The organism is Rheinheimera marina (genome assembly GCF_042654345.1).
Taxonomy (GTDB): domain Bacteria; phylum Pseudomonadota; class Gammaproteobacteria; order Enterobacterales; family Alteromonadaceae; genus Pararheinheimera; species Pararheinheimera marina.
This window is the reverse complement of record NZ_JBHSGB010000012.1, coordinates 44,228-67,281: the sequence shown is the minus strand read 5'-3', so window position 1 is coordinate 67,281 and position 23,054 is coordinate 44,228. Positions and strand designations below refer to the sequence as shown.

18 protein-coding genes are annotated in these 23,054 nt (G+C 51.7%); 6 read left to right on the top strand and 12 right to left on the bottom strand.

The window, feature by feature from the left end; translation table 11 throughout:
* From ACFO3I_RS13610 to ACFO3I_RS13590, 5 genes are all read right to left on the bottom strand, one after another.
* Nucleotides 1-1,581: a methyl-accepting chemotaxis protein gene (locus tag ACFO3I_RS13610; RefSeq protein WP_377334757.1), complete on the bottom strand. Its 1,581-nt coding sequence runs from the start codon at nt 1,579-1,581 to the stop codon at nt 1-3.
* A gap of 219 nt (nt 1,582-1,800) precedes the next feature.
* A protein-coding gene (locus ACFO3I_RS13605) for an IS3 family transposase (protein ID WP_377334755.1) occupies nt 1,801-3,362 on the bottom strand; the annotation gives its coding sequence in 2 pieces (ribosomal slippage) (nt 1,801-2,912 and nt 2,912-3,362; 1,563 coding nt in all).
* A 579-nt stretch (nt 3,363-3,941) separates the two neighbouring features.
* Nucleotides 3,942-4,244 carry a DMT family protein gene (locus tag ACFO3I_RS13600; protein ID WP_377334753.1) on the bottom strand — a complete coding sequence of 101 codons (303 nt, stop codon included), beginning with the start codon at nt 4,242-4,244 and terminating at the stop codon, nt 3,942-3,944.
* Between the two features lie 59 nt (nt 4,245-4,303).
* Complete coding sequence (locus ACFO3I_RS13595; RefSeq protein ID WP_377334751.1) at nt 4,304-5,068, bottom strand: DUF3530 family protein; 765 nt, start codon at nt 5,066-5,068, stop codon at nt 4,304-4,306.
* A gap of 55 nt (nt 5,069-5,123) precedes the next feature.
* Nucleotides 5,124-6,800, bottom strand: a complete 1,677-nt coding sequence (locus ACFO3I_RS13590; RefSeq protein WP_377334749.1) for an alkaline phosphatase D family protein — start codon at nt 6,798-6,800, stop codon at nt 5,124-5,126.
* A 245-nt stretch (nt 6,801-7,045) separates the two neighbouring features.
* Between ACFO3I_RS13590 and ACFO3I_RS13585 the strand changes: the two genes are divergently transcribed.
* Nucleotides 7,046-8,572 (top strand): methyl-accepting chemotaxis protein, encoded by a 1,527-nt coding sequence (locus ACFO3I_RS13585; protein WP_377334747.1) that lies wholly within the window; start codon nt 7,046-7,048, stop codon nt 8,570-8,572.
* Nucleotides 8,569-9,084 carry a DUF6436 domain-containing protein gene (locus ACFO3I_RS13580; RefSeq protein WP_377334745.1) on the top strand — a complete coding sequence of 172 codons (516 nt, stop codon included), beginning with the start codon at nt 8,569-8,571 and terminating at the stop codon, nt 9,082-9,084. The genes ACFO3I_RS13585 and ACFO3I_RS13580 overlap by 4 nt, the downstream gene beginning before the upstream one ends.
* Here the strand turns inward: ACFO3I_RS13580 and ACFO3I_RS13575 are convergent.
* Together ACFO3I_RS13575 and ACFO3I_RS13570 are read right to left on the bottom strand one after the other, a co-directional pair.
* Complete coding sequence (locus ACFO3I_RS13575) at nt 9,081-9,464, bottom strand: DoxX family membrane protein (RefSeq protein WP_377334743.1); 384 nt, start codon at nt 9,462-9,464, stop codon at nt 9,081-9,083. The genes ACFO3I_RS13580 and ACFO3I_RS13575 overlap by 4 nt on opposite strands.
* Nucleotides 9,465-9,524: 60 nt before the next feature.
* On the bottom strand, nt 9,525-11,264 hold the full coding sequence (locus ACFO3I_RS13570) for a glycoside hydrolase family 3 protein (RefSeq protein ID WP_377334741.1): 1,740 nt from the start codon (nt 11,262-11,264) through the stop codon (nt 9,525-9,527).
* A 215-nt stretch (nt 11,265-11,479) separates the two neighbouring features.
* Here ACFO3I_RS13570 and ACFO3I_RS13565 point away from each other — a divergent pair, with 215 nt between their 5' ends.
* Complete coding sequence (locus tag ACFO3I_RS13565) at nt 11,480-11,962, top strand: hypothetical protein (protein ID WP_377334739.1); 483 nt, start codon at nt 11,480-11,482, stop codon at nt 11,960-11,962.
* Here the strand turns inward: ACFO3I_RS13565 and ACFO3I_RS13560 are convergent.
* On the bottom strand, nt 11,937-12,572 hold the full coding sequence (locus ACFO3I_RS13560; RefSeq protein WP_377334737.1) for a DUF2959 family protein: 636 nt from the start codon (nt 12,570-12,572) through the stop codon (nt 11,937-11,939). The genes ACFO3I_RS13565 and ACFO3I_RS13560 overlap by 26 nt on opposite strands.
* A 173-nt stretch (nt 12,573-12,745) precedes the next feature.
* Here ACFO3I_RS13560 and ACFO3I_RS13555 point away from each other — a divergent pair, with 173 nt between their 5' ends.
* Together ACFO3I_RS13555 and ACFO3I_RS13550 are read left to right on the top strand one after the other, a co-directional pair.
* Complete coding sequence (locus tag ACFO3I_RS13555; protein WP_377334735.1) at nt 12,746-14,650, top strand: methyl-accepting chemotaxis protein; 1,905 nt, start codon at nt 12,746-12,748, stop codon at nt 14,648-14,650.
* Nucleotides 14,651-14,888: 238 nt separating this feature from the next.
* Entirely contained in the window at nt 14,889-15,791 is a 903-nt protein-coding gene (locus ACFO3I_RS13550) for an EF-hand domain-containing protein (RefSeq protein ID WP_377334733.1), read from the top strand.
* 67 nt (nt 15,792-15,858) lie between these two features.
* Here the strand turns inward: ACFO3I_RS13550 and ACFO3I_RS13545 are convergent, their stop codons facing one another.
* The 3 genes from ACFO3I_RS13545 to rapA all read right to left on the bottom strand — a co-directional run bounded on the left by ACFO3I_RS13545 (nt 15,859) and on the right by rapA (nt 20,673).
* On the bottom strand, nt 15,859-16,917 hold the full coding sequence (locus ACFO3I_RS13545) for an OmpA family protein (protein WP_377334731.1): 1,059 nt from the start codon (nt 16,915-16,917) through the stop codon (nt 15,859-15,861).
* A 184-nt stretch (nt 16,918-17,101) separates the two neighbouring features.
* Nucleotides 17,102-17,755, bottom strand: a complete 654-nt coding sequence (locus tag ACFO3I_RS13540) for an RluA family pseudouridine synthase (RefSeq protein WP_377334729.1) — start codon at nt 17,753-17,755, stop codon at nt 17,102-17,104.
* A gap of 8 nt (nt 17,756-17,763) precedes the next feature.
* Complete coding sequence (gene rapA, locus ACFO3I_RS13535; protein WP_377334727.1) at nt 17,764-20,673, bottom strand: RNA polymerase-associated protein RapA; 2,910 nt, start codon at nt 20,671-20,673, stop codon at nt 17,764-17,766.
* A gap of 268 nt (nt 20,674-20,941) precedes the next feature.
* On the opposite strand from rapA, the gene ACFO3I_RS13530 reads away from it, so the two are divergent.
* Entirely contained in the window at nt 20,942-22,333 is a 1,392-nt protein-coding gene (locus ACFO3I_RS13530) for a PhoH family protein (protein ID WP_377334725.1), read from the top strand.
* 26 nt (nt 22,334-22,359) lie between these two features.
* On the opposite strand, the gene ACFO3I_RS13525 is transcribed toward ACFO3I_RS13530, so the two are convergent.
* Nucleotides 22,360-23,025 (bottom strand): choice-of-anchor H family protein, encoded by a 666-nt coding sequence (locus ACFO3I_RS13525; RefSeq protein WP_377334723.1) that lies wholly within the window; start codon nt 23,023-23,025, stop codon nt 22,360-22,362.
* Nucleotides 23,026-23,054: the final 29 nt, after the last annotated feature.

Below are 23,054 nucleotides of genomic sequence, written 5' to 3'. Positions count from 1 at the left end.
CTAGGTCCCTTGCTGTGTTGCCCAAAACTGATTGGTTAGCTGATCCAATCTTCTGGTGATATTGACAGTCCTCTCCGCAACCTTGCCGCTTAATTTAACAGCATCCAGATTTTCCTGCGCATTGCTTTTGATATTTAGCACGCTTTCACTGACTGAGTTCGCTACAGATGTTTGTTCATTCACTGCCCGTGCAATTTGCTCGCTCATACCGGAAATCGTGCTAATCGCATTCAGGATGTTTTCCAGAGCCTGCGCTGTGGCATGACTTTTTGCTACACTTTGTTCCGCTGCCGCTTCACCGGATCGCATAGCACTGACTGCTTGTCGAACACCGCTCTGTAACTGCTCAATGACGCTGCGGATTTCCTTAGTTGATGCTTGAGTACGATTTGCTAAAGATCGCACTTCATCGGCAACAACCGCGAAGCCCCGGCCGAGTTCTCCTGCCCGTGCCGCTTCAATGGCCGCATTTAATGCCAGTAAATTGGTTTGGTCGGCAATGGCGAGAATTACGTCGAGGATTTTTTCAATTTCATTACTACTAACGGCAACGTTATTGATGACCTGCGACGCAGAGTGAATGAGACGTTTCAATTCATTAATGGTACTGGCATTTTCATCAACGACCTGTTTGCCGGAGTTGGCAATTGCCAGTCCGTCAGCTGAGGCGGTAGAGGTTTCTGCTGCGTTGATGGATACGCTTTGGATACTCACGGCCATCTGTTCCATTGCCGCTGCAACCTGCTCTGTTTGTTCAAACTGACGTAAGGTGCCATTTTCAGATTGTGTTACGGCAGCACTTAAACTTTGGGCATTTTCACTTAAGGTTGACGACATATCATTGATGCGGCCAATTAATGCCGCGTTCTCAGACTCAAGTTTTTTAACCGCCAGTAACAAAGTCCCGGCTTCATCATTTCGACCGGTGTAGACATAGCGCGCGACCCTATCTTCAGAAATGGTTTTGAGTTTTTGTAAGGCAAGCAGCAGCGGCTGGTTGAAGGCAAATATAGCGGCACAGACAACCAGGGTGCTAAATATTGTGGCTAATAGTACGAATAAGGCGGAGTAGTTTAAGGCATAAACCAATACTGGCAACAGTAAGCTGGTAAGGAGCGCAAAGGTAATCTTGGTGGGTAGCGATAATGAATCTTCCAGCTTGCTTAAAGATTTTCCAGCTTGGATTGCGGCGTAGACTTCTTCTGCACGAGCAATAAATTCGGGTTTAGCTTTACGCCTTACTGATTGATATTCCTCTGTTCTACCATTCTTTTTAATTGGCGTAGCATAAGCATCAACCCAGTAATGGTCACCATTTTTACATCGGTTTTTGACAATACCCATCCATGATTTTTCGGCGCGTAAATCAGCCCAAAACATTTTAAATACGGCGGGCGGCATACCCGGGTGGCGCACAATATGGTGGTTCTGGCCAATTAACTCCTCTTTAGTGAAGCCGCTGACATCAATAAAGTCTTTGTTAATGTAGGTGATTTTACCCTCAAGATTTGTTGTAGATAAAATATTGGCTGTGGGTGAGAAGCTAAGCTCCACCCCAGTCACTGGTAGGTTGTTTTTCATTCAAGCCTCATCTGTTATAATAGTAGTATAAAATGTAGGGTTAATATACATTACGACCGTCATGTAATTGAGATCATGAATAACCATAATTTTTTTGTGGTTAAATATAACCTAATTTAGATGTTGCCGATATTAGTCATTTTTAATACACATAGGTTTCTGAGACAAAATGACTGCCATATACGGCGTTTTTCAAGCTAGTTGTCACTATTGACTGTTTTAAGCGGCCTGTTTTTCTACCTTTTTGATCGGCTCTTTTTCGGGATTTAGCGTTGTCGGTCCCACTGGTTTGCAGTTTCGCACTTCGCGTTTCCCCCAACGGCTTGGGTTGGCTGCTTTCGCGGCTTCAATCCGTTCTTTGCGCTTTGCCAGGAGGATTTGATCCTGACCGGTATGGCGCTGGTGCGGCGTCACGAACCGCAACTTACTGTGCTTATGTTCGTAGTTGTACCAGCGCGTAAACTTCAACACCCAAGTTCTTGCTTCATCAAGACTTTTAAAGCCTGATGATGGCCAGTCCGGTCGGTATTTACAGGTACGGAACAGCGACTCTGCAAACGGATTATCGTTACTAACCCGAGGTCTGTTGTACGATGTCGTCACGCCAAGTTCATACGCTTTCATTCGCATGGTCTGCGATTTCATTGGCGCACCGTTGTCCGAATGCAGCACCACACCACTGTGTAAACATTTCTCCCGGATCAGCGTTTGCTCTAACAGCTTTGCTGCATGCTCACCTGATTCCTGTTCATGCACTTCACCACCAACAATTTTCCGGCTGAACACATCTTCGAGCATATACAGGTAGTAAAACTGCCCACGCACCGTGCTCGGCAAGTAGGTAATATCCCAACAGAACACCTGACAAGGCCCTGTTGCGGTATAGGTCGTTGGCAGTGTTGACCCTTTCGGCGCTAAGCTTCGGCCGCGATGGTGCAGCTGACCAAAGGCTTTTAATACCCTATAAAATGTTGATTCAGAACCATAATATTCATCTTCATCCAGCAGCGTTGGGACGATTTGCGATGGCGGCAAGCTGGCAAACTTTGGCCAATTACACACTTCGACGATCTTCGCCTGTTCTGCTTCCGTCAGCTTATTCGAGGGCGGTGGACGAACCGCATCCGGCCTTTGATCAGCGGTGATCTTGCCATCCCGATACCAGCGCCGATAGGTGCGCAATGTAATGCTAGCTTCTTCGCAGGCCAGAGGAAGCCTCGCTCCAGCCTGGTTCGCTTCCTGTATCAAGTTCACACATTTAGTGCGCTCTGAGACCAAGGTTAATCGTCCTCGTTGTCGTTCTCCCAAAGCGCATTTAACTTTTTTCTGAGCACCAACAAGGCTGCGGTTTCAGCCAAAGCTTTTTCTTTGCGCCTCAGTTCGCTTTTTAACTGTTTGATTTCCTTATGATCAGCTTGGCGCTGTCGCTTAGCTTCCAACTCCTGCTCGCGGGAGCTCATAAACCCTCGCAGTGCATCGGTTTTCCAGGCTTTAACCTGATCAACGTACAGGCCTTTAGCCCGGCAATACTCGCTCAATTCAGCTTCATTCAAACTGGCGGTTTCAAGCACAGTGGCAAACTTAGCTTCTGCTGACCAATGTTCTGAGGTTGGTGTACTTCCGGGCACAGGACGACCTTGTTGTTTGGCTTTATCCCGCCAATTATACAAAGTTTGTAGCCCAATCCCTTCGATTCTTGATACTTCAGCTACGGTCATATTCGAAGGCGGCAGTAACTTATTTAAAATCTGCTGCTTACGTTCTTCACTATAACTCGGCACAATTAAGCCTTAACGCCCCAACTGGTTAAATTTTAAGTAGTGACAACTATCCTGCCAGAGCGGGTATAGGATGAGGCCATGAATTTAAGCGACCAATGGCATGAATGGTGAAGCTTTATCGGTTTCTGGTTGTATCGCGTTATTGGCTGTGGTGTTCGAAGCATTCACGTAGAACCATCCGCTTTAAAATGTCTTGCCGCCAGACAGTTCAGTAGCCTTATTTAAGGAAAAATTAGGCACATTGTGACCTAGTTTCATTTGTTTATTTTTTCACAGGGTTTTCGCGTATTTCTTTAAATTCGTGATAATTTTTCCGCTCATATGTTCGAGTGAGCATCTGCTTAAAATTTAAAGCTGACATATGGTTATTAAACATCTTCGAATTCAAATAACCGCTTTTCGCTCTTTGCAGTCTTTGGGGGATTGATCATATTGGTGATGCACAAACTGCAAAGAGTGGTGTGTTTGCTATGAAACTGCTTTTGGTACTCAGCAGGTGAGGGAGGCCGGTGAACTTATCTGAATGTAGCGATCATCAATGAAGCAAGATAAAGATATTCGTTGCTACTAAAGTAAAGGTTACGTATTCCTGAGTACGAAACAGTTAAAGGGCTCTTTCATATAGAGCACCGCAAAGGGAATAAACACACTTAAGGTAATGACTTCCTGCAGGATTTTCAGCTGGGCCAGGCTAAGCACCTGATGGCCAATCCGGTTGGCCGGCACCATCAGCATGTATTCAAACAGTGCGATACCCCAGGACACGGCTATTGCGATATAAAGCGCAGAGCTTTTCAGGTGTTTCAGATGACCATACCAGGCGAAGGTCATAAAGATATTGCTGACCGTCAGCAGGGCAACGGTGGTGATCAGTGGCGACATAACGTATTTCCATCCGGCAACAAAAGCCGCAGTTTACTCTGAAGCACAGGGGCTGCGCATCAGTAGCCCTGATAACTCAGCCAGCCGTACACTTCTTTCAGCATTTGTTCCTGCCAAAGCGGGCTTTTCATATCGCCCGGTAATTCACGCTGACGGTACAACAACTTGTTTTCTTTGTTAACCCACTGCTGGCGTAGGCGCCAATGACCATCCAGCACTGAGTTGTCCTTTTGCTGTTTCAGATCCAGCGTGGGAATAGCCAGTTTGGCTATCCATTGTGCCAGCTGTTTATTGCCTGCCTGCAGTGGGTGGTAAGCGCTGAGCAGCACCAGGGATTCAGGTTCCGGAATTTTTTTGTCTGCATAGAGTTGAGCCACTAAAGCGCCGTTATTGCCTTGGGCCAGCACAATCAGGTACCCACTGTTCTGTCGTGCCGCTGTGGTCGCCGCGACCACCCGCTGCAGCAATAACTGCTGATACTGTTCCAGCGCTTCGGTACTGTCGTCTGCTGCGGCTTCGGGCGGCAGAATGGCAATGGTATTCCAGCCATAGTCAATTAGTTGTTGGCGCAGGGTCTGGATGTAGCGCGGGCTGGCAGGATGTTGTGAGCCGTCCGGAATAAGCAGTGCCGTGCCTTTGACTTCGGCAGTCATTGCGGGCAGTTGCAGGGTCAGAAACTCGCTCTCGCCAGCGGCAATGATTTTGACTTCGTCCTGATCCAGCTGTCGCTCCAGATCCGAACGTTGCCAGAATTCGGCACTGGCCGGGCTTTCCGCCCATAAGCTGGCAGGCAGCAACAAAAACACCAACAGGAGAGTACGCATGACGGGCCCGGATAAACAGCTAGTTCTCCTGTTATCGGACCCGCCACGCCAAGCTTTAGAGTTTTGTCAGCGCAGGGCTGAATTTCATTTCGTTCAGCAGCAGGCTTTGGTACTGCCGGGTTTTCACTGAACTCAAGCCAAACCATTGCGCTGTTAACTGGCTGGAGGTGAAATTCAGCAGCAGATAACCGCGTTGTTGCAGGTTGCACCAGTCCAGCTCGTCAATCAGCCCGACCAAATCCTGCTCCAACTGACGCAGTTCTGTAGGCCCCAGCTGCAGGTAATCTTCAATACCGGACGAGGTGACTGAAGCCGTTGCCAGCTCAATTCCGACCGGCTGGCCATTGCCGCTATGCAGGCTGGACGCCCAGGCATTGTGGGTGTCTCCGGCCAATACCACCAACGGTTGGCCAGATTTCAATGCGGCTTGATAAATGAGCTCCCGCTCGGCCGGATAACCGTCCCAGGCATCCAGATTGTAGGGCAGGGTATCGGCAGGTGAGGCTGCCGTCTTTGCTTGCTGCGCCATTTGATGCAGCTGGCTTGCCAGTTCAGGGCCAGGTTTACCCAGGGCTGCCAGTGCAGGCGCGGGCAACCACATCTTGGCCATCAACACCTGCTGGCCCAGCACTTTATAGGTCGCTTTGGCACTGAGTAGTTGACTCAGCAACCACTCTTGCTGTGATTGACCCAACAAAGTGCGCTGTGGGGCATTTAACGCCTGACGAAAGGCGCTGAAGTCCAAACCAGATTCCTTCGTGCTGAAGCTGGCATAATCCAGTTGCTGCATCCGGCCTTCAATCCGGGTGTCGAGCATACAGAGGCTCAGCAGGTCGGCAAAGTCAAAGCGGCGGGCCAGTGACTGCTGTTGGTTGACGACCAGTGGACGCACCGGCATCCACTCGTAATAAGCCCGCAGGGCGGCCAGTTTGCGGGACTGGTAGGAGCCTTCCTCCGGCTGATGATTTTCCGCGCCGTCTGTCCAGGCGTCGTTGGTAATTTCGTGATCATCCCAGACGCAGATAAAACTGTGAGCCTGGTGAGCGGCCTGCAAATCCGCATCAGTTCGGTACAGGGAGTAACGTTTACGGTAGTCCGTCAGGCTGAGCATTTCTTTGCTGTTGTCGGCGGCGAGCTCCCGGCCCAGTGCTGAGGCTTGCTCGGTGCCGTATTCGCCCATCGCATATTCATACAGGTAGTCGCCTAAATGCAGCACGACGTCGAGTGGTTGCGTGGCCACTTCTCGGTAGGCGTGAAAATAGCCGGCTGGATAATTGGAGCACGACAGCACAGCCATTCGCACCGCTTCTGGTCTTTGTGCCGGCAGTGTGCGGCCATGGCCTACAACAGAGCTGTGTTGTTGGTCGCGAAACCTATAGTAATAGTCGGTGGCCGGACTCAGCCCGCTCAGGTCCACTTTAATGCAGTAATCGTTGTCCGCTTTGGCCAGCACCAGTTCTGTATGCACCAGCTGGCGCATGTCGGCGCTGGTACTGACTTCAAGCAACAGCTGCACGCCGCCCAGTGGCTGCGCCGGGCTGACCCGGGTCCAGAATAACAAGCGGTTTTGTTGCGGGTCACCGCTGGCAACCCCATGCAGAAATTCAATGGGTGTTCTGTTGGTTGGCGCTGCAGTCGGACTGCTGCAACCAAGCAGACTGCTGGTCAGCCAGCTGGCACCACTGGCGAGGGCTAAGTGTTTCAGAAAGGTCCGGCGGGAAAATTGTGTCATCAGATAAGCTCCAAAAAATTCAAGCATAAGCAGAGCAGATGACTTTTTGATGGCAGCAGAAGCTGCTGCTGTCCGCTAAATTTTTTGTCAAATTGATCTGAGCTTCCATACTTCAACGTAAAGCAGCCACTGTGTGCTGAGCATACGAAAGTACAAAATGTGATATTTGATAAAAATTGCAAATATGATAAAATTTTATCGTTTTGTTACCGGCGCCATTGCGTAATCATTCCATGGAACGACCCATGCAACTGCAGGATGCTGAAGTGTTAAGTGAGGAACCTATGCAGTTATATCCTTTCCGCCAGCAAGCCTTTCGTATTATGAACAGCATTAACCTGCTGTTGTTTCTATTAGCGTTGATGCTGGCCAGCTGGCATCAGACCTGGTGGCCAACCCTGTTGGTTGGGTTACCGGCGCTGGTAATCCCTTTCGTGCTTTACAAGAGTTTGCGTGACCACCTGCTCAGCCGTTTGTCTTTTGGTGTCGCCTTTATGCTGTTCTGCGCTTTGCATATTCATCAGTCGATGGGTAAAACCGAACTGCATTTTGGCATCTTTGTGTTGTTGGCTATTTTAAGTGCGTTTCGGGACTGGCGGGTGATAGTTGCTGCGGCCGCGACTATTGCGGTACATCACCTGGCCTTTGCCTGGTTACAGGCCTCAGGGGGCGCGGTGTACCTGGTACCGTCACAGGATGCCAGTCTGGCTAATGTCGTAGTGCATGCGCTGTATGTAGTGGTTGAAGCCCTGGTGCTGGTGATTATCAGCCGCCATTCTTACCGTGAAGCGATGACCGGGCTGGCCTTTGCCGAAACCACCGAAGAGCTGGTACGCGACGAGCGACAAATTAACCTGACCGTACGTTGCCGCGAGGTAAATTCGAAGTTGGTACGCCAGTTTAATCAGGCGCTGGCCGGCATTCAGCAGGCGGTACAGGTGATTAATAGCTCTGTAGACCAACTGGCGGATCAGACGGGTGAGTTGAAAAAAGACGGTGCCCAACTGGTACAGGACATGGAAAAGAAACGGCGGGAAGTGCGGCGTATTGCAGCCGCCACCGAAGAGATGTCGAATTCGGTCAGTCAGCTCAATATGCTGGCTTCAGAAATTCATCAGCTGTCAGAGTTATCCCGCCAGCAAAGTCAGGAAGGAGCCCGCTCGGTGCAACAAACCAGTCAGCTGATCCAGCAATTGGCGCAGTCACTGCAACAGGCCGGGCAAAATGTCGACTCGATGGCTGTCTCCACCAAAGAAATTGGCACCGTGTTGGGGGTCATTCAATCGGTGGCTGAGCAAACCAATTTGCTGGCGCTGAATGCTGCTATCGAAGCGGCCCGCGCTGGAGAACAGGGCCGAGGCTTTGCAGTGGTGGCTGATGAAGTCCGTAGTCTGGCCAGTCGCACTCACGCGTCTACTGGTCAGATCCAAAGTATGCTGAGCAGTCTGAACCAGGCGAGTCAGAGTTCGGTGCACTCGGTGCAACATTGTCTGGGCCAAATTGATCAGACCCTGGAACAAACTGCGCAAAACGGCGAGATCCTGCGCCAACTGGAGCAGAATGCCGGCCAGCTGGCATTGTCTGCGGAGCAAATGGCGGATTCGGTGCAGCAGCAACAGGCGGCCAGTAATGAAGTGGCACAGAGCGCGATGCAGTTAGCAGATATGGCGGACGCCCAAAGTGCTTTGGGTCAGCAATTGCAGCAAAGTGCCGTGGCTGTTGGCCAGGTCAGTGAACAACTGGCCACCCAGGCTGAGAGATTCCGTTATTGAGTGGTAAAACCTTTTGGGCCTCAGTGCTGCTGCTTTTATGGTTAGTGGGCAGCGCTGCTGGCTTTTATTATTTCTTCGCCAGCCACTACGGTATTTTCGACCCCACAGGCCAGTGGCAGCAACAACCCTGGCCTGAGCTAGAAGTGCAGCAGTTGGGGCTGGCCCCAGAAGCTGGCCGCGAATGGCAAGGAGTCCTGATTGCGGACAACAGCTGCAGCTGCAGCAGTTTTGCCCGCGCACATAGCAAAGCGCTGGTCGAACAACACGCAAACCTGCAGATCACCGAGTTGCCTTTGCCACTGGCGCAGCAGCACCTGCGGTTGTTTGCCACCCCGGTGTTTTTATTATTCAGGCATCAACGCTTGGTGTATGCAGGCCCCTTGGCAACCGACTTGCTGTGTTCTGAACAACAAAGCCTGATCAGCGCTCTGCTCAGTGCAAAGCAGCAGTTGCCCGGGGTGTGGCTGAATGGCGAAAGCAGTGCCTGTCGTTGCAGTCTGCCTGCTGGTTAACGGCGGGCAGGCCAGTGCTGTACCATCAGCACCAAAAGCACCGCAATCAGTAACGCACTAAACTCGGCGCCATTACGGCCCGGGCCAACCACAAACCAGCCGACTTTAGCGTGCAGCAGCGCAACGCCGGTACTGTACAGCACAATAAATAGCAAACAAAACACACTGACATAGCGGTTTATCAGCAAGAACAACGGGCCTATCAATTCCAGCCCGGTCACGCCGACAGACCAGATTAACCCAAGCGGAAAGCCTTGTTGGCTTAAATACTGACCAAAGGGCTCTATGCCGCCGTGTAACACCCGATAACCGCCATGCAGAAAAATAATCACAGCGACCAGCAGTCGCAGCAGGTTCAGACCAAAAAGTTGTGACAGCATTCGTTTTCCTTGTCTGGCGTCATTTCTGCTTTGTACAAGCGGCCGTGGCCGCCTGGCACTTTAATCCAGTTGCACCGGCAGTTGGCCGATTGGCTGAATTTTACCCAGCAGGCAAGCGATCACAGCATCGTAAGCCGGGCCAGCCAAAGGCCTGTCAGCGGTCAGCGGCTGCTGGTTGTAGCTGTAGGTAGCCAGACGTAAGTCGGTCACAGCGGTAAATTCGGCAAGCTCATAGGGTGTGCGCAGTGCGACCAGCAGATTCTGTTTGCCTTGTTGTCTGGCGTAGGTCAGTGCCTGCAGCATTTTTTGTTTTTGGGCGGCCGGGCTCAGCTGTACAGGCTTGAGTGCCAGCAAATCGGCAAGGACCCCAAGCTCTGCAGCGCTTTGTACCGGGCTTATCAGCGAACCCAACACTGTGTCTGCCTGGTCGATAAGTGCTTTCAGTTCCGCGTCTGACTGCTCCAGCGTTGCGCAAGTGAGTTGGCTTAACTGCACCTGATGCAGCGCCAGTGCCTGCTGCCAGCCCCGGCATTTGGTTTGTTCCGGTGCAATCAGCAGCAGGCGTTGTCCATTCAGCTGCCAGTGCTCAGGAAGTTGATTGTTGCCGACCTGGGTCAGGCTGGCTTCGGCCAGTTGCTGCTCCAGCAGTCGATCGGCGGCTAACCGCTCTGGTTGTGGGCTGAAATGGCTGGCAGAGGAAAGTGCGTTGCGCAGCTTCAGCACCCGTTCGGCGGATTGCCGCAACTCTGTCGCTGACAGCTGGCCTTGTTGTACAGCACTGACAACCGCATCGATCAGTTGCTCCAGTTCGGTCAGGTCCTGCAACGAGCGGATTTCATAAGGCATCAGGGCAATATCTGCCCCGGCGGCAAAGGTTTGGATCACGGCATCGGCAGGCGAAAAGAACTGGCTGATACCGGCCATATTCAGTGCATCTGTGATGATCACGCCATCAAAACCCAGCTGTTGTCGTAATAAGCCGGTCAGCATCTGCCGCGACAGCGTGGCGGGCCTAAGCATGCTGTCACCTTGTTTATTCAGCAGGGTGCTGCTGTCCAGTGCCGGGTATTGAATATGGGCGGTCATTACCATGGCCGGCTGACTTTGCTGCAGCACCTGAGCGAAAGGGGCTAAGTCTGTGTTCAGCACCTGCTGCATGGAATGATCGACCCGAGGCAGGCCGGTATGACTGTCGACATGGGTATCGCCATGGCCGGGAAAATGCTTAATGGTGGCCAGCACACCATGCTGCTGCATGGCTTCCACCATGGCAGCACCCGCCTGAGCCACCAGCGCCGGTTGATCGCCAAAAGAGCGGACATTGATCACCGGGTTGGCCTGATTGTTGTTGACGTCTAAAGTCGGGGCGAAATTCAGGTTAATGCCAAGTTCGCGTAACTGCAGCGCCATCGCCGTTGCCACCTGCCGCGGGTAATGGTCGCCAGAGTGAGCCAGAGTGGCGCCCAGTGCCATAGCGCCGGCAAAAGCCGGGTACTCAGCGACCGGCAAACGGGCGACCCGGCCGCCTTCCTGATCAATGCCAATCAGCAGTGGCAGACCATCGCTGCTGCTTTGTGCCAGCTCAGCTGTCAGCTGACGGATTTGCTCGCTGTGCTTGAGGTTGTTGGCAAACAGGATCACCCCACCTAACTGCATGTTCCGGATGCCAGCGGCGTACTCAGCCGGCAACTGGGTGAGGTCCTCACAGCGTTGATCCGGGCCACAGATCTGACGGATATCGATCATCAGCTTCTGTCCTATCCAATAACGCAATTGGGATTCGGTGGGGTTTGGGGTCATACATCCTCCGGCGAACAGGCTGCTGGCGCAGAGCAACAAGAGTGGGAACTTCAAAGCCAGCCTCTTTATTAAAGTCAGTTGCCGCTACTATATCAGCCCTGACTCAGCGCAGCAGCTTTGCAAGCCCAAATTCACACCGCCTTCCGCTAGAAAAAGGTCGCGCCGCGGATCCTGACAGGTATAATCGCAGTTGCCTGTTTGCAGTGGAGTTCAAGATGTACAAGCCAACACCTTTATTGAGTTTTTTCTGGGGGTTATTCAGCGGCCTGATTATTTCCGCATTCTTAGTGAATAGCCTGACGGCGACGGAAAAAGTACCGGTAAAAGAGCAGAAGCCAGCTACAGTGCAAACAGAACCGAAAGCTGTGGCCGCCAAAACTGTTGAATTAAGTCTGGCTGCTAGGGCTGAATTACTGCAAAAGTATTACACCATTCGTGATGGTGCTGAAGATACCAATCTGGCGCCGGCGTTAGAACGGAATGGTCACCTGGTGATTTTTCAGCAGATGCTGGCGCAAAGTAATGCCGATGTCAGCGATCTGATCCAATCGACACAATCCTTCACCGCTGCGCAGTTTTATGCAGCTTTGGTTCGTATTAAACAAAAAGACGAAGAAACTCAGGCCAAAGCGGCTCTGGAACTGCTGAAACCAGCCCAGAGCGAGCGCAACACTAGTCCTGCTGTAAGCGGGCAATAAATTTATTTGATTCATTGATCGCCTGGTTCATCTCCTGAACCAGGCTTCTCAGATCCCGTTGCAAGCCCGAAAAATCCTGCTGTACGGCGCCTATCGCTTTGGCATTCAGATTGTGCTTTAAGAACAGCACATTGTCGTTCAGCACCCTCAGCACAGGCTGGGTTTTGCTTTGGGCAGAGCGCATTTTTTTCAGCAACTGCTGAAATTGGCGTTCGGTTTGGACCAGCTGCTGCTGGCTTTGTCGTTTTAGTTGCTGGCTTTGGTACTGCTCGAGTTCGTCACGCCATTCGTCAAACAGCGCCTCTGCCACCGACTGCACTTTATCGACCCGGCTGCCTATCAGCTCGGCCGCCTTTTTGCTTTGCTGGTATTGGCTGCTCAGTTGCTCGTACTGGGTTTGTAAATCGCCACCGTCAAAGTTCAGCAACTGACTGAGTTCGTCCAGTGCATCTTTAAATTGCTGTTGCCCTTCTTGCTGGGCGTCCCGCGCATCTTTTACCCGGTCAACCAGGATTTCCCGTTTTTCGACCCCAAATTTTTCCATTGTTGCGTAATAGGCTTGCTGACAACCGGTCAGTGCCAGCACACAAATGAACCAGAGTGCTTTCATTGGCTTCTCCATGATGTTTTGAGGCACCTTAGCATAGCTGTCGGACAAGTCGCGAATTTGTGTGAAATCAATGCGAAAAAACGGGATTTCATGAAAACTTAATGAATCTATTTTTACAGCGAATGATAATAGCGGCTTTCTAGTGCAGTCATTGTAGTGAGCAGGAGTCACTGATGGGGAACTGGTCGATTCGGCAGAAATTGTTAGTGAGTTTAAGTGGTGCCGTCTTAGTGGCTACCTTACTGATTAGCCTGATAAGTCAGGTCATGACGGAACGCGTATTGACGGAACGCAGCTTACAAAAGGATTTACCCGCCAGCCTGAAACAGATCAAACATAACATCGAAGCAGAAATTCGCAGCCTGGAACAAATTGCCGAGCAGCTCGCCACGTCGGTCGTGTTGCATCAACTCACGGCCAATGGCCGCGAACCTGCCGCTGAAGCGCAACTGGTGGCGGAGCTGGAGCAGGTTCGGCAGGTGCATGGGCTGCAGGCCGCGTCATTTTGTGACCGACAGTCAGCCGATTACTGGAACGAGCGTGGTTTTTTGCGCCGTCTGACACCAGCAGAGGATGCCTGGTTTTTTGCCTTTAAAGATTCGGGCAAAGCCCGGCAGGTGTCTGTGTATAACAGCCCTGAAGTGGGTTACCAGATATTTGTGAATTTCCAGCAGACCGACGGGCGCGGGTTATCAGGTATTGCTAAACCTTTGACTGATATGGTCAAAATGATTAGCCAGTACAAAATTGAGCAGACTGGTTTTGTTTTTTTAGCCAACCAGCAGGGGCAAATTCAGCTGCACCCAACACAGTCAATTGGTACTGAACTGAGCAGTCAGTTTGCCGCTGGCGTTGCAGCGCAGCTGTTAAAGCCGGGCCAGGTGAATCTGGTGACAACAGAGCTAAACGGCGAAGCCACAGTGCTGGCCTCCACCTACATTGAAGCGCTGGATTGGTACCTGATTGCGCAGGTTCCGGAGCAGGAAATTTTTGCCGTGATGCAGCAAATTAAGCTGACCAGCTATTTCACCGCCGCAGTGGTGACGGCTCTGATTGGTTTCTTATCTTTGTTTATCAGCCAAAGCATCAGTGCACCTATCCGCCGGCTCGGGCAGTTATTTCAGCAACTGGGGCAGGGTGAAGCCGACTTGTCGGTGCGGCTGGACCAGAATGGTGGCCGTGAGTTGCAAGAGCTGACGCAGGGTTTTAACCAGTTTGTCGCTAATATCAATCAACTGGTGACGGATATCCAGCACAGTAGCCGTGAGCTGGCCGGTGAATCGAAGGAACTGAACAATGCGGCAGGACATAGCCTGCAACACAATCAGCAGCAGCTGGATGCCAGTGCTAAAGTGGAAGCCGCTATTGGGCAGATGGCCGCTACCGTAGCAGAAATAGCGCAGAATGCTTCGTTGTCGGCTGACAGTACCAGCAAAGCCAGTCAGTCGGTAGTCGCAGGGCAGCAGCAGGTTGGTTTGAGTCTGCAAGGTATTAAACAGCTGGCCGGTCATGTGGAAACTGCGCAGCAGGTGATCCGCCAGCTGGCTGACAAGGCGGGCAGTATTGGCCAGATCCTGGATGTGATCCAGGGCATTGCCGAGCAGACCAATCTGTTGGCGCTGAATGCGGCCATTGAAGCGGCCAGAGCGGGGGAGCATGGGCGTGGTTTTGCCGTTGTTGCAGATGAAGTGCGGCAATTGGCTGCCAGAACCCAGGGTTCAACCAAAGAAATTCAGCAGGTGATCAGTGACTTACTCAGTCAGACTGAGCAGGCGGTGCAGGCCACTGCGTCGGCCAGTCAACAGGCACTGGACAATGTCCGTCGGAGTGATGCTGTCGAGACGTCTTTGCAGCAAATTACTTCGCAAATTCAGCAGCTTGAAGGGATGAGCATTCAAATAGCTGCTGCTACAGAAGAGCAGGCTATGGTGGTGCAGGATGTTGGTCAGCAGGTGCAGACCATGCATCAGATCAGTGAATCAAACCTGCAAAATGCTGGCGAATTGCAACAGCTTGCCGCCCGATTGGGGGATTTGTCTTCAACCCTGACCCAGTTGACCGGGCGGTTTTCTGCGTGATAGCACTAGTTGGGCGGCAGTTTTTTGCCGCCCACCACTGCTCAATTCCTTCATCTTACCAAGGTGCTTGCTTTAGGGCACAAAACTCTGGGCGAAGCTGCGCTGACAATGGCGCTCTGCATCTTAAAATCTGACTCAACTTTACCCTGCCTTTACTTTTCTCAACCTGGACTGGCCGTGACATTGCAACCAAACAGGGGCGATTAATTCTGATCGCGCTATGAAAAGGAGCCAGTCTATGGCGATTCAATTTTCATCAGTCTCCAGTGGAGGCTATGCAGCTATGAGGTCGACGCCGACTGCTGAGCAACTGCAACAAAAAAGTCAGCAGTTGTTCAGCCAGTTGGATCAGTCCCAAAAGGGTTATCTGGAGCAATCTGATTTTGACAGCCTGCTCAGCGGTTTGAAGGACAGTGCCGCCAGCGAAAACAGCACAGAGCTGTTTGCCAGCATGGATAGCGACGGTGACGGCAAGCTGACCAGCGCTGAATTCAGCGACCAGGCCAGCCAGTTAATGTACAACGCACAGGGCAAGATGCCACCTCCACCATCTGGTGGTCCGCAGGGGCAACAGGATAACGGCAAAACCGCCGATGAACTGTCTGCGATGCTGGAAGAGGTCGACAGTGACGATCCAATGGCTTCGATGCTGCAGAATCTGGTGGATAACTTTGATGAAGCAGACAGCGACGGTGATGGCAAAGTCACCATGGATGAAGCCAAGGCTTATCAAGAGAGTCAGGATACATCTTCGGCTCAAATGATGCCGCCTCCACCACCACCTGGCGGTATGCAAGGTCAGGAAGACACAGGCAAAACTGCGGATGAGCTGAGTGCGATGCTTGAAGGGGCGGACAGCAGCAACCCGATGGCAAGCATGCTGCAGAGTCTGATTGATAACTTCGATGAGGCGGACGCAGACGGTGACGGTAAAGTCACTATGCAGGAAGCCAAGGCCTATCAGGAGTCTCAGCAATCTGACAGCACGGCCAGCACCAGTAGCACCACAACCGAAACGCAAAGTACAGAATCAGATTCTATGGGCCAGCTGTTACAGCGAACCCTGCAGCAACTGATGAAGACTTACGGTTCTGTTGCCCAGCAATCGGGCAATGAGTCGGCGTTGCAGTTAACGGCCTGATCTGCCTCAAAAGAAAAGGCCAGCTGCATTGCTGCAGCTGGCCTGTACTCACAGTCAGCAAAACAGATTAACGTTCTACTTTCTCTTTTACTGTGGCCGTTACTTTCGCTTCGATGCGACGGTTAGCCGCGTGAGCAGCAGGGGTATTTCCTGCTACTTTTGGCTGAGTAATACCGTAACCACGGGCAGAAACGCGGTTAGAAGCAATACCGTGTTGCTCGACCAGGATCTTGGCAATAGCGTCTGCACGGCGTTGTGATAACTTCAGGTTGTACGCAGGAGTACCTACGTTTGACGCGTGGCCGCCCACTTCAACGTCAGTACCTGGGAAGCGTTTCAGGAACGCAGCCAGCTCAGCAATTTCAGCGTCGTATTCTGGTTTGACTACAGCAGAGTCGTTGGCAAACTGTGCTTTCAGGGCGAAGCTGACTTCTTTTTCCATGAAAATTGAACAACCAGTCGCATCGACTTTGTCTGTGATCGGAGTGCCTGGGCACAGATCGCTGCTATCTGGAACGCCGTCTTTGTCGCTGTCTACCGGGGCCTGAACCGGAGCTACTGGCTCTGGTGCCGCTGTAGGTTCTGGTGCCGCTGGAGCGTCACCAAACAGCACTGACATACCCAGTTTTACGTTGGCATCAGCAAAGCTTTCGCCTAAACCCTGGAAGCGGTTCATCTCACCGAACAGAGAAACGCGTTCAGTCAGGTAAGCGCGGTAACCCACACCGATATTCACTGCTGATTCGTCACCTGCATCTTCCACGTCCAGACGGTTTAAACCACCTAATACATAGAAGTTGCTGCCAGTGAAGTTATGCACAACGTTCAGACCAATACGGTCACCGTCGATTTTGTCGTCAGTGGTCGTTTGAGGTAAACGTTGTTTTACCAGATCCAGGCGTAAAGCCCAGTTTTCATCCAGGTGGTAACCCAGCTCCAGACCGTAACCCCATCCTTCATGGATATAGCCATAGTCTGCAGTTTCACCTTTGTCCTGATCTGGCAGGTAATACTCAGTGAACACAGAACCAAAGACACGGTCGGACACTAAAGGTTTGTCAGCGGCGACTGCGGCTGATGCAGATAAAGCAGCCAAAATGGCTAATGCGCTAGTACTTAGTTTCATCCTTCTCTCCTAAGAGTAAATTGCGGCCACATTTTATTTGATTACACCGAGTTAAACAAATAGTGACCATCGGTTATTACAAAAATAGGATTATTTTTGTGTTTATTTAATACTCTGTGTCCAAGTTTACTTTGAAAAACTGAACCTTAAGTTAATAGAACGGCATTTTTTCTGGTCATTCCCTTTAAAAAGGGCAAGATGCTTCAAAATATAGTTCATTTGCGGTCGAAGGGTGAACAAAGCGCAAGCTAAAAGCATGAAGCAACAGGCGATCTGCTTTTTGATAGCCTTGCTCTGAAGCATAAAATTTATCCCCCAGGATAGGATGCCCCAGCCACTGCATATGAACTCTTAATTGATGAGAGCGACCAGTGACTGGTTTTAATAAAACCCGGCTGCAGTCCGTATTCTTTTCCAGCAGCTCAAAATAAGTCAGAGCCTGCTTACCATGCTCAAAGCAGACTTTTTGTTTGGGCCGCTTTGGCCAGTCACAGATTAAAGGTAGCTCAACAGCCCCTTGTTCAGAGATCACTTGTCCCTCTAAAACTGCCAAATAGCGTTTTTGCGTCTGGCGCTGTTGGAACTGTCGGTTCAGGTGACGTTGCGCTTCAATATGCATGGCCATTACTACCAGGCCTGAAGTGGCCATATCCAGCCGATGCACAATACGGGCCTGTGGCCAGACCCGGCGTACCCGGTAATCCAGGCTGTCAAAATGTTCAGGCGCTTTACCCGGTACCGTCAGCAGCCCACTCGGTTTATTCAGCACCAGAATGTCTTCATCCTGGTACAGGATCTCCAGATAAGGTGTCTGTGGTGGGTGGTAGTCCAACAGCATGGCTGTCCTTAGTCGTGGCTGACGATAACAACTCGCAGTGCGTCCAGTTTTAACCGGGCTTTTTGCATATAGAGCGCGAGCTGCTGTTGACGGTGTTGCAGATGCACAATTTCTTCTTCGCGCACCAGTGGGTTTAATTGCCGTAACGCGGTCAGCCGTTCAATTTGCGCATCCAGTTCGCTGTTCATTTTCTGCTCTGCCTGTTGCACCAAAGCCGGGACTTGTGCCTGCGCTTGCTGCAAGCCTTGCTGTAACAGTGGATGCACCAGAGTCTGTAGCGCTTTCACCAGTTTGGATGCAGTCTGACGACCTATTGGCTTTAACTGTTTGTTGAACTGCTCGAAGGCGACATTGGCCGACAGGTTCTTGCCTGTTTTCTCCAGCAGCAGACGGATTGGCGTGACCGGCAGGTAGCGTCCAAGCTGCAGCTCTGGTGGTGCACTGGCTTCGAGGATGTACAGCAGCTCAACAAAATAAGTGCCTGCCGGCAGCGCTTTGTTGGGTAGCAAGGCGACAGAACTGTTGCCGAGCTCAGCATTTGTCAGTATGTCCAGAGTGCCCAGCACCATCGGGTGATCCCAGCTTAATAACTGCAAATCTTCCTGCGCCAGCGCGGTGGCCCGGTCGAAGGTCACGCTGATGCCATCGTCATCCAGCATTGGGTAATGGCTGTGCAGTTGCTCGGAAATACTCAGCACTATGCTGTTTTCGCCGCGGTCATCCTGATTCACACCCAAGACATCCCAGGCTTTGAGCATAAACATCGGCAGACGCACATCGCCATCCTGTGCACTGATTTGTTCTGCCAGTTGCTGCGCCTGCTGGCCTCCTGAGCTGTTCAGTTCCAACAGCTTATCACGGCCCTGTTCCAGCTTTTCTTTTAACGTCTGGTTCAGGGCGGCGCTTTGGCTGACAAGTTGTGTCAGTTCGGCTGGCTCTGTTTGTCCAGCCAGCAGGTTTAGCAAAGCTTCGCTGACTTCGTCGTACACAGCCCGGCCAGTCTGGCAGGTGTGCGCGAACGCATTCAAACCCTGTTGATACCATTGGTACAGCCAGTCTTGTGGTTCACCGGCAAAGTAAGGCAGGTGAATTTGGATATCTTGGGTTTGGCCAATACGGTCAAGGCGACCAATACGCTGTTCCAGCAGGTCCGGATTGAGCGGCAAATCGAACAGTATCAGATGGTGAGCAAACTGGAAGTTACGGCCTTCGCTGCCTATTTCTGAGCAAAGCAGGATTTGCGCACTGTTGTCTTCCTGAGCGAAATACGCGGCCGCCTGGTCGCGCTCCAGAATGCTCATGCCTTCATGGAACACTGCTGCCCGGATGCCTTCTCGCACCCTTAACGCTTCTTCCAAAGCGACAGCGGTGTCGGCATGGGCACAAATCAGCAGGAATTTTTCCCGTTTAAATTGTTTCAGCAATTGGATCAGCGTGTCGACGCGTGGATCGAATTGCCACCAGCTGCTTTTGCTGCCTTCAAACTCCTGAAACACCCGCTCCGGGAACAGGCTGGCTTTGGCCCGTTGCTGAACCGTTTGCTGGCCGCTGAAACTGCGTTGTACTTTCAGCGCGTTTTTGTATTGGTCTGGCAGCTGCAGCGCAATAGGATTCGGCTGGCGCTTTGGAAAGCCCTGAATAGTATGGCGGCTGTTACGGAACAGCACCCGGCCTGTGCCGTGTCGGTCCAGCAATTTGCGCAGTACAGTTTCGCGGGCTGTGCCAACGTCTTGGGCGTCACTGTTTTGCTGCAACATTGCCAATTCGTTGTGAATATCGGTTTCGCCCAGTATGGCTGTCAGTGCTTTGGCAGAGTCGGCAGTTAACGGCTGCTCTTGTTGTAACGCTGCGGCCAGGCTGGCAATTTGTTTATAGCTTTGTTCTTCGGCCAAAAAGGCCTGGTAATCGTAAAAGCGGTTCGGGTCCAGCAAGCGCAGACGGGCGAAATGGCTTTGATGGCCTAACTGATCCGGAGTTGCTGTCAGCAGAATTAAACCCGGTGTATCCTGCGCAAGCTCTTCAATACGCTGGTATTCGGTACTGGCCTTTTCTTCGCTCCAGTGCAGGTGGTGCGCTTCGTCGACCACCAGCAAGTCCCAGTCTGCGTCGACGGCATGCTGGTGCGCGTTACGCTTTTTGCAGAGAAACTCCAGGCTGGTCAGGACCAGTTGTTCGGTTTCGAACGGGTTGCCGCCATCGGCCAGGGATTCGGTGTAGCGCTCGTCATCAAAAATAGAAAACTTCAGATTAAAGCGGCGCAGCATTTCGACCAGCCATTGGTGCTGCAGGGATTCGGGCACCACAATCAGCACCCGTTTTGCCAGCGAGGCCAGCAGTTGCTGATGAATAATCAGACCGGCTTCAATGGTTTTACCCAGGCCCACTTCGTCGGCCAGCAGAACACGAGGCGCATGCCGGCTGCTGACTTCGTTGGCGATATACAGCTGGTGCGGTATTAAGCTCATCCGGCCGCCCGTCAGGCCACGTAACGGGCTTTGTTGCAATTGGTGCAGGTGAGACCAGCTCTGGTAACGCAGTGGGAAGGTTTCAAAGCGGTCAATCTGGCCGGCAAACAAGCGGTCTTGTGGCTGGCTGAAACTGATAAAGTGGTCGAGGAACATTTCCCGCAGTTCAACCAGTTCGCCGTTGTCGGTGCGCTGACCCAGATACACCAGGCAGTCATTTTTTTCCTGCACTGAGCTGACTGTCAGCTCAAAGCCGTCGGCGCTTTTGATGGTGTCACCCGGATTAAATAACACCCGGGTTAATGGGGCTTCCTGCATCGAGTACAGCCGGGTTTCGCCACTGGCCGGGAATAGCAGCGTCAGCATCCGTCCTTCCAGAGCGACCACTGTTCCTAATCCCAAATCGGATTCACTGTCACTGATCCAACGTTGACCTAAAGCGAATTTATTCATGCTGTCCTCACTGCAAAAAATGGCGCGCCATGGTACAGGGAAACCGGGCTCACTGCATCTGCTGGATGCGCTAAGTCGTCTGACAGATTAAAAAACGTCATCTTATTGTCATACCTCTTCAGCGATTTTTGCTCTAAGCTTAGATTATCAAAACGAAAAACTGGCCCGGCACATGAACTTAGCTCAGTTCTCCGAGGTCATGTAACTATCAGGATTGTTGTAACAGCTGTGCCCCAGGCATGGCGTCCCCTGTCGCTAAGGAGCTCTTATGGCGCGAAGACGATCTAAAGATAAAAAAATCTACGTTCTGGACACCAACATTCTACTGCACGAACCATTCGCCTTCTTAAATTTTCAGGAACACGATGTAGTCATCCCGATGACGGTTCTTGAAGAACTCGACCATATCAAAGACAAGCACAAAGACGTCAGCCGGGAAGCCCGGGTGGCCATTCGTGCAATGGAAGATGCGCTCAAAGACGCCACCCCGGAGCAAATGCTGCAAGGGGTGGCGATGCCATCCCATGGCGAGCAAAAGAGCTCCGGTCACTTGTTTATCGTCAACGACCACCATATCAGTGACCAGATCCCTGGTTTGCCCGGTGGCGAAAATGATCACCTGATCATCAACACGGCCCTCTACCTGCAACGCGAAAAAGCGCCGGCCAAAGTGGTGCTGGTGACCAAAGACATCAATATGCGGCTCAAAGCCAAAGGTGCAGGCCTGAAGCATGTGGAAGATTACCGCACCGACCAGCTGATTGATGACGTCCGTTTTTTGTATAAGGGTTATCACAAGTTTCCCGGTGATTTCTGGTCGCAGGTAAAAGACTGCCGCAGCCACAATCAGGGCAGCGATACTTACCACTTTGTGCCCCGTTCTGTGTTGCCCAATGCCTATATCAACGAATACCTGATTGACGAGGCCAAAACCTTTGCCGGCCGGGTGCTGGATATTTTTGATAACGAAATCAAAATTCTTGATTTAGGTTTTGAACGGCTGATGCACAAGCATGCCTGGGGTATCCATCCGAAAAATATCTATCAGGCGATGGCGATGAATGCTTTGCTGGACCCGGATATGGACCTGGTGATCCTGACCGGCCCGGCTGGCTGCGGCAAAACCCTGATTGCGCTGGCGGCAGCTCTCGAGCTGGTGATTGAAAAAGGCGTCTACGACAAAGTGATTGTCACCCGAAATACCCCGGAAATTGCCGAGTCCATCGGTTTTTTACCTGGCACCGAAGAAGAGAAAATGGCGCCCTGGCTGGCGGCCATTACCGATTCGCTGGAAGTGCTGCATAAAACCGACGAACACCCGCATGCCAGTGTGAATTACATTATGGAAAAGGCCAATATTCAGTTTAAGTCGGTTAACTTTATGCGCGGGCGCAGCATTCAGAATGCCATCGTGCTGCTGGATGAATGCCAGAACCTGAGCGCCGCTCAGCTGAAAACCATTATTACCCGCTGTGGCGAAGGCACTAAACTGATCTGTTCAGGCAACCTGTCACAAATTGACAGCAACTACCTGACGGCGGTGACTTCGGGTTTGACCTATATAGTGGAGCGGTTTAAAAACTTCGAAGGCAGCACCACCATTAATCTCAATGGGGTGGTGCGTAGCCGGTTGGCTTCTTTCGCCGAAGCCAACCTCTGAATGCGTGAATCCGGTTGTGGTTATACTCAGGCTCTGCGGCGACGCAGGGCCTGTTTTCTGAGCGGAGCCAACAGCAGCAAAGCCATCAACCAGCTCCAGTGCAGACTGCCACTGTCTTCTTCGATAATCACCACGGGTTCCCGGTCATAACTTAAATCTTCCAGTGCTAAATCGGCCAATGCGCCACTGTCGTTGCCGCTGATTTCGGCCAGCAGGTCGCCATAATCGGCGTCGTACACCCTCAGTACTAAATCGTAATAGCCGGTGGGTATTGAATGGAGCAGCTCAGATTCAATGGCGAACCAGTCATTGGCACTGGTGCCGTACAGGGTAAATACCGAACTGGTGTGAATAATCACTTCCGCCTGGCCTGGGCGGCGCAGCGCGTAGTGCACAAAAACCGGTACTTCGTTGTAGGCGGTGTCGGCGTCAAAGCGCACATAGATGTTGTGGAAAAAACCGTTGTCGTTGCGATCACCGCTTAACGAGATATCAATGCTGTCAAACCAGACATTATTTTCCACCGCCTGGATCAGGTCAGAGCCGGCTTTCAGCGGCTGCGTTTTTGGCGTGGCTGTTCTCGCTACTTCAGAAGGCTGGACAAAGGACTCGGTATTGTTGGCGACCGGCGTTTCGGCTGCCAGGCTGAACCAGGGTAACAACAGAAAAACGAACGGACTGATTTTACGCATACATAGCCTCCTGTGCTTTGGTATCATTA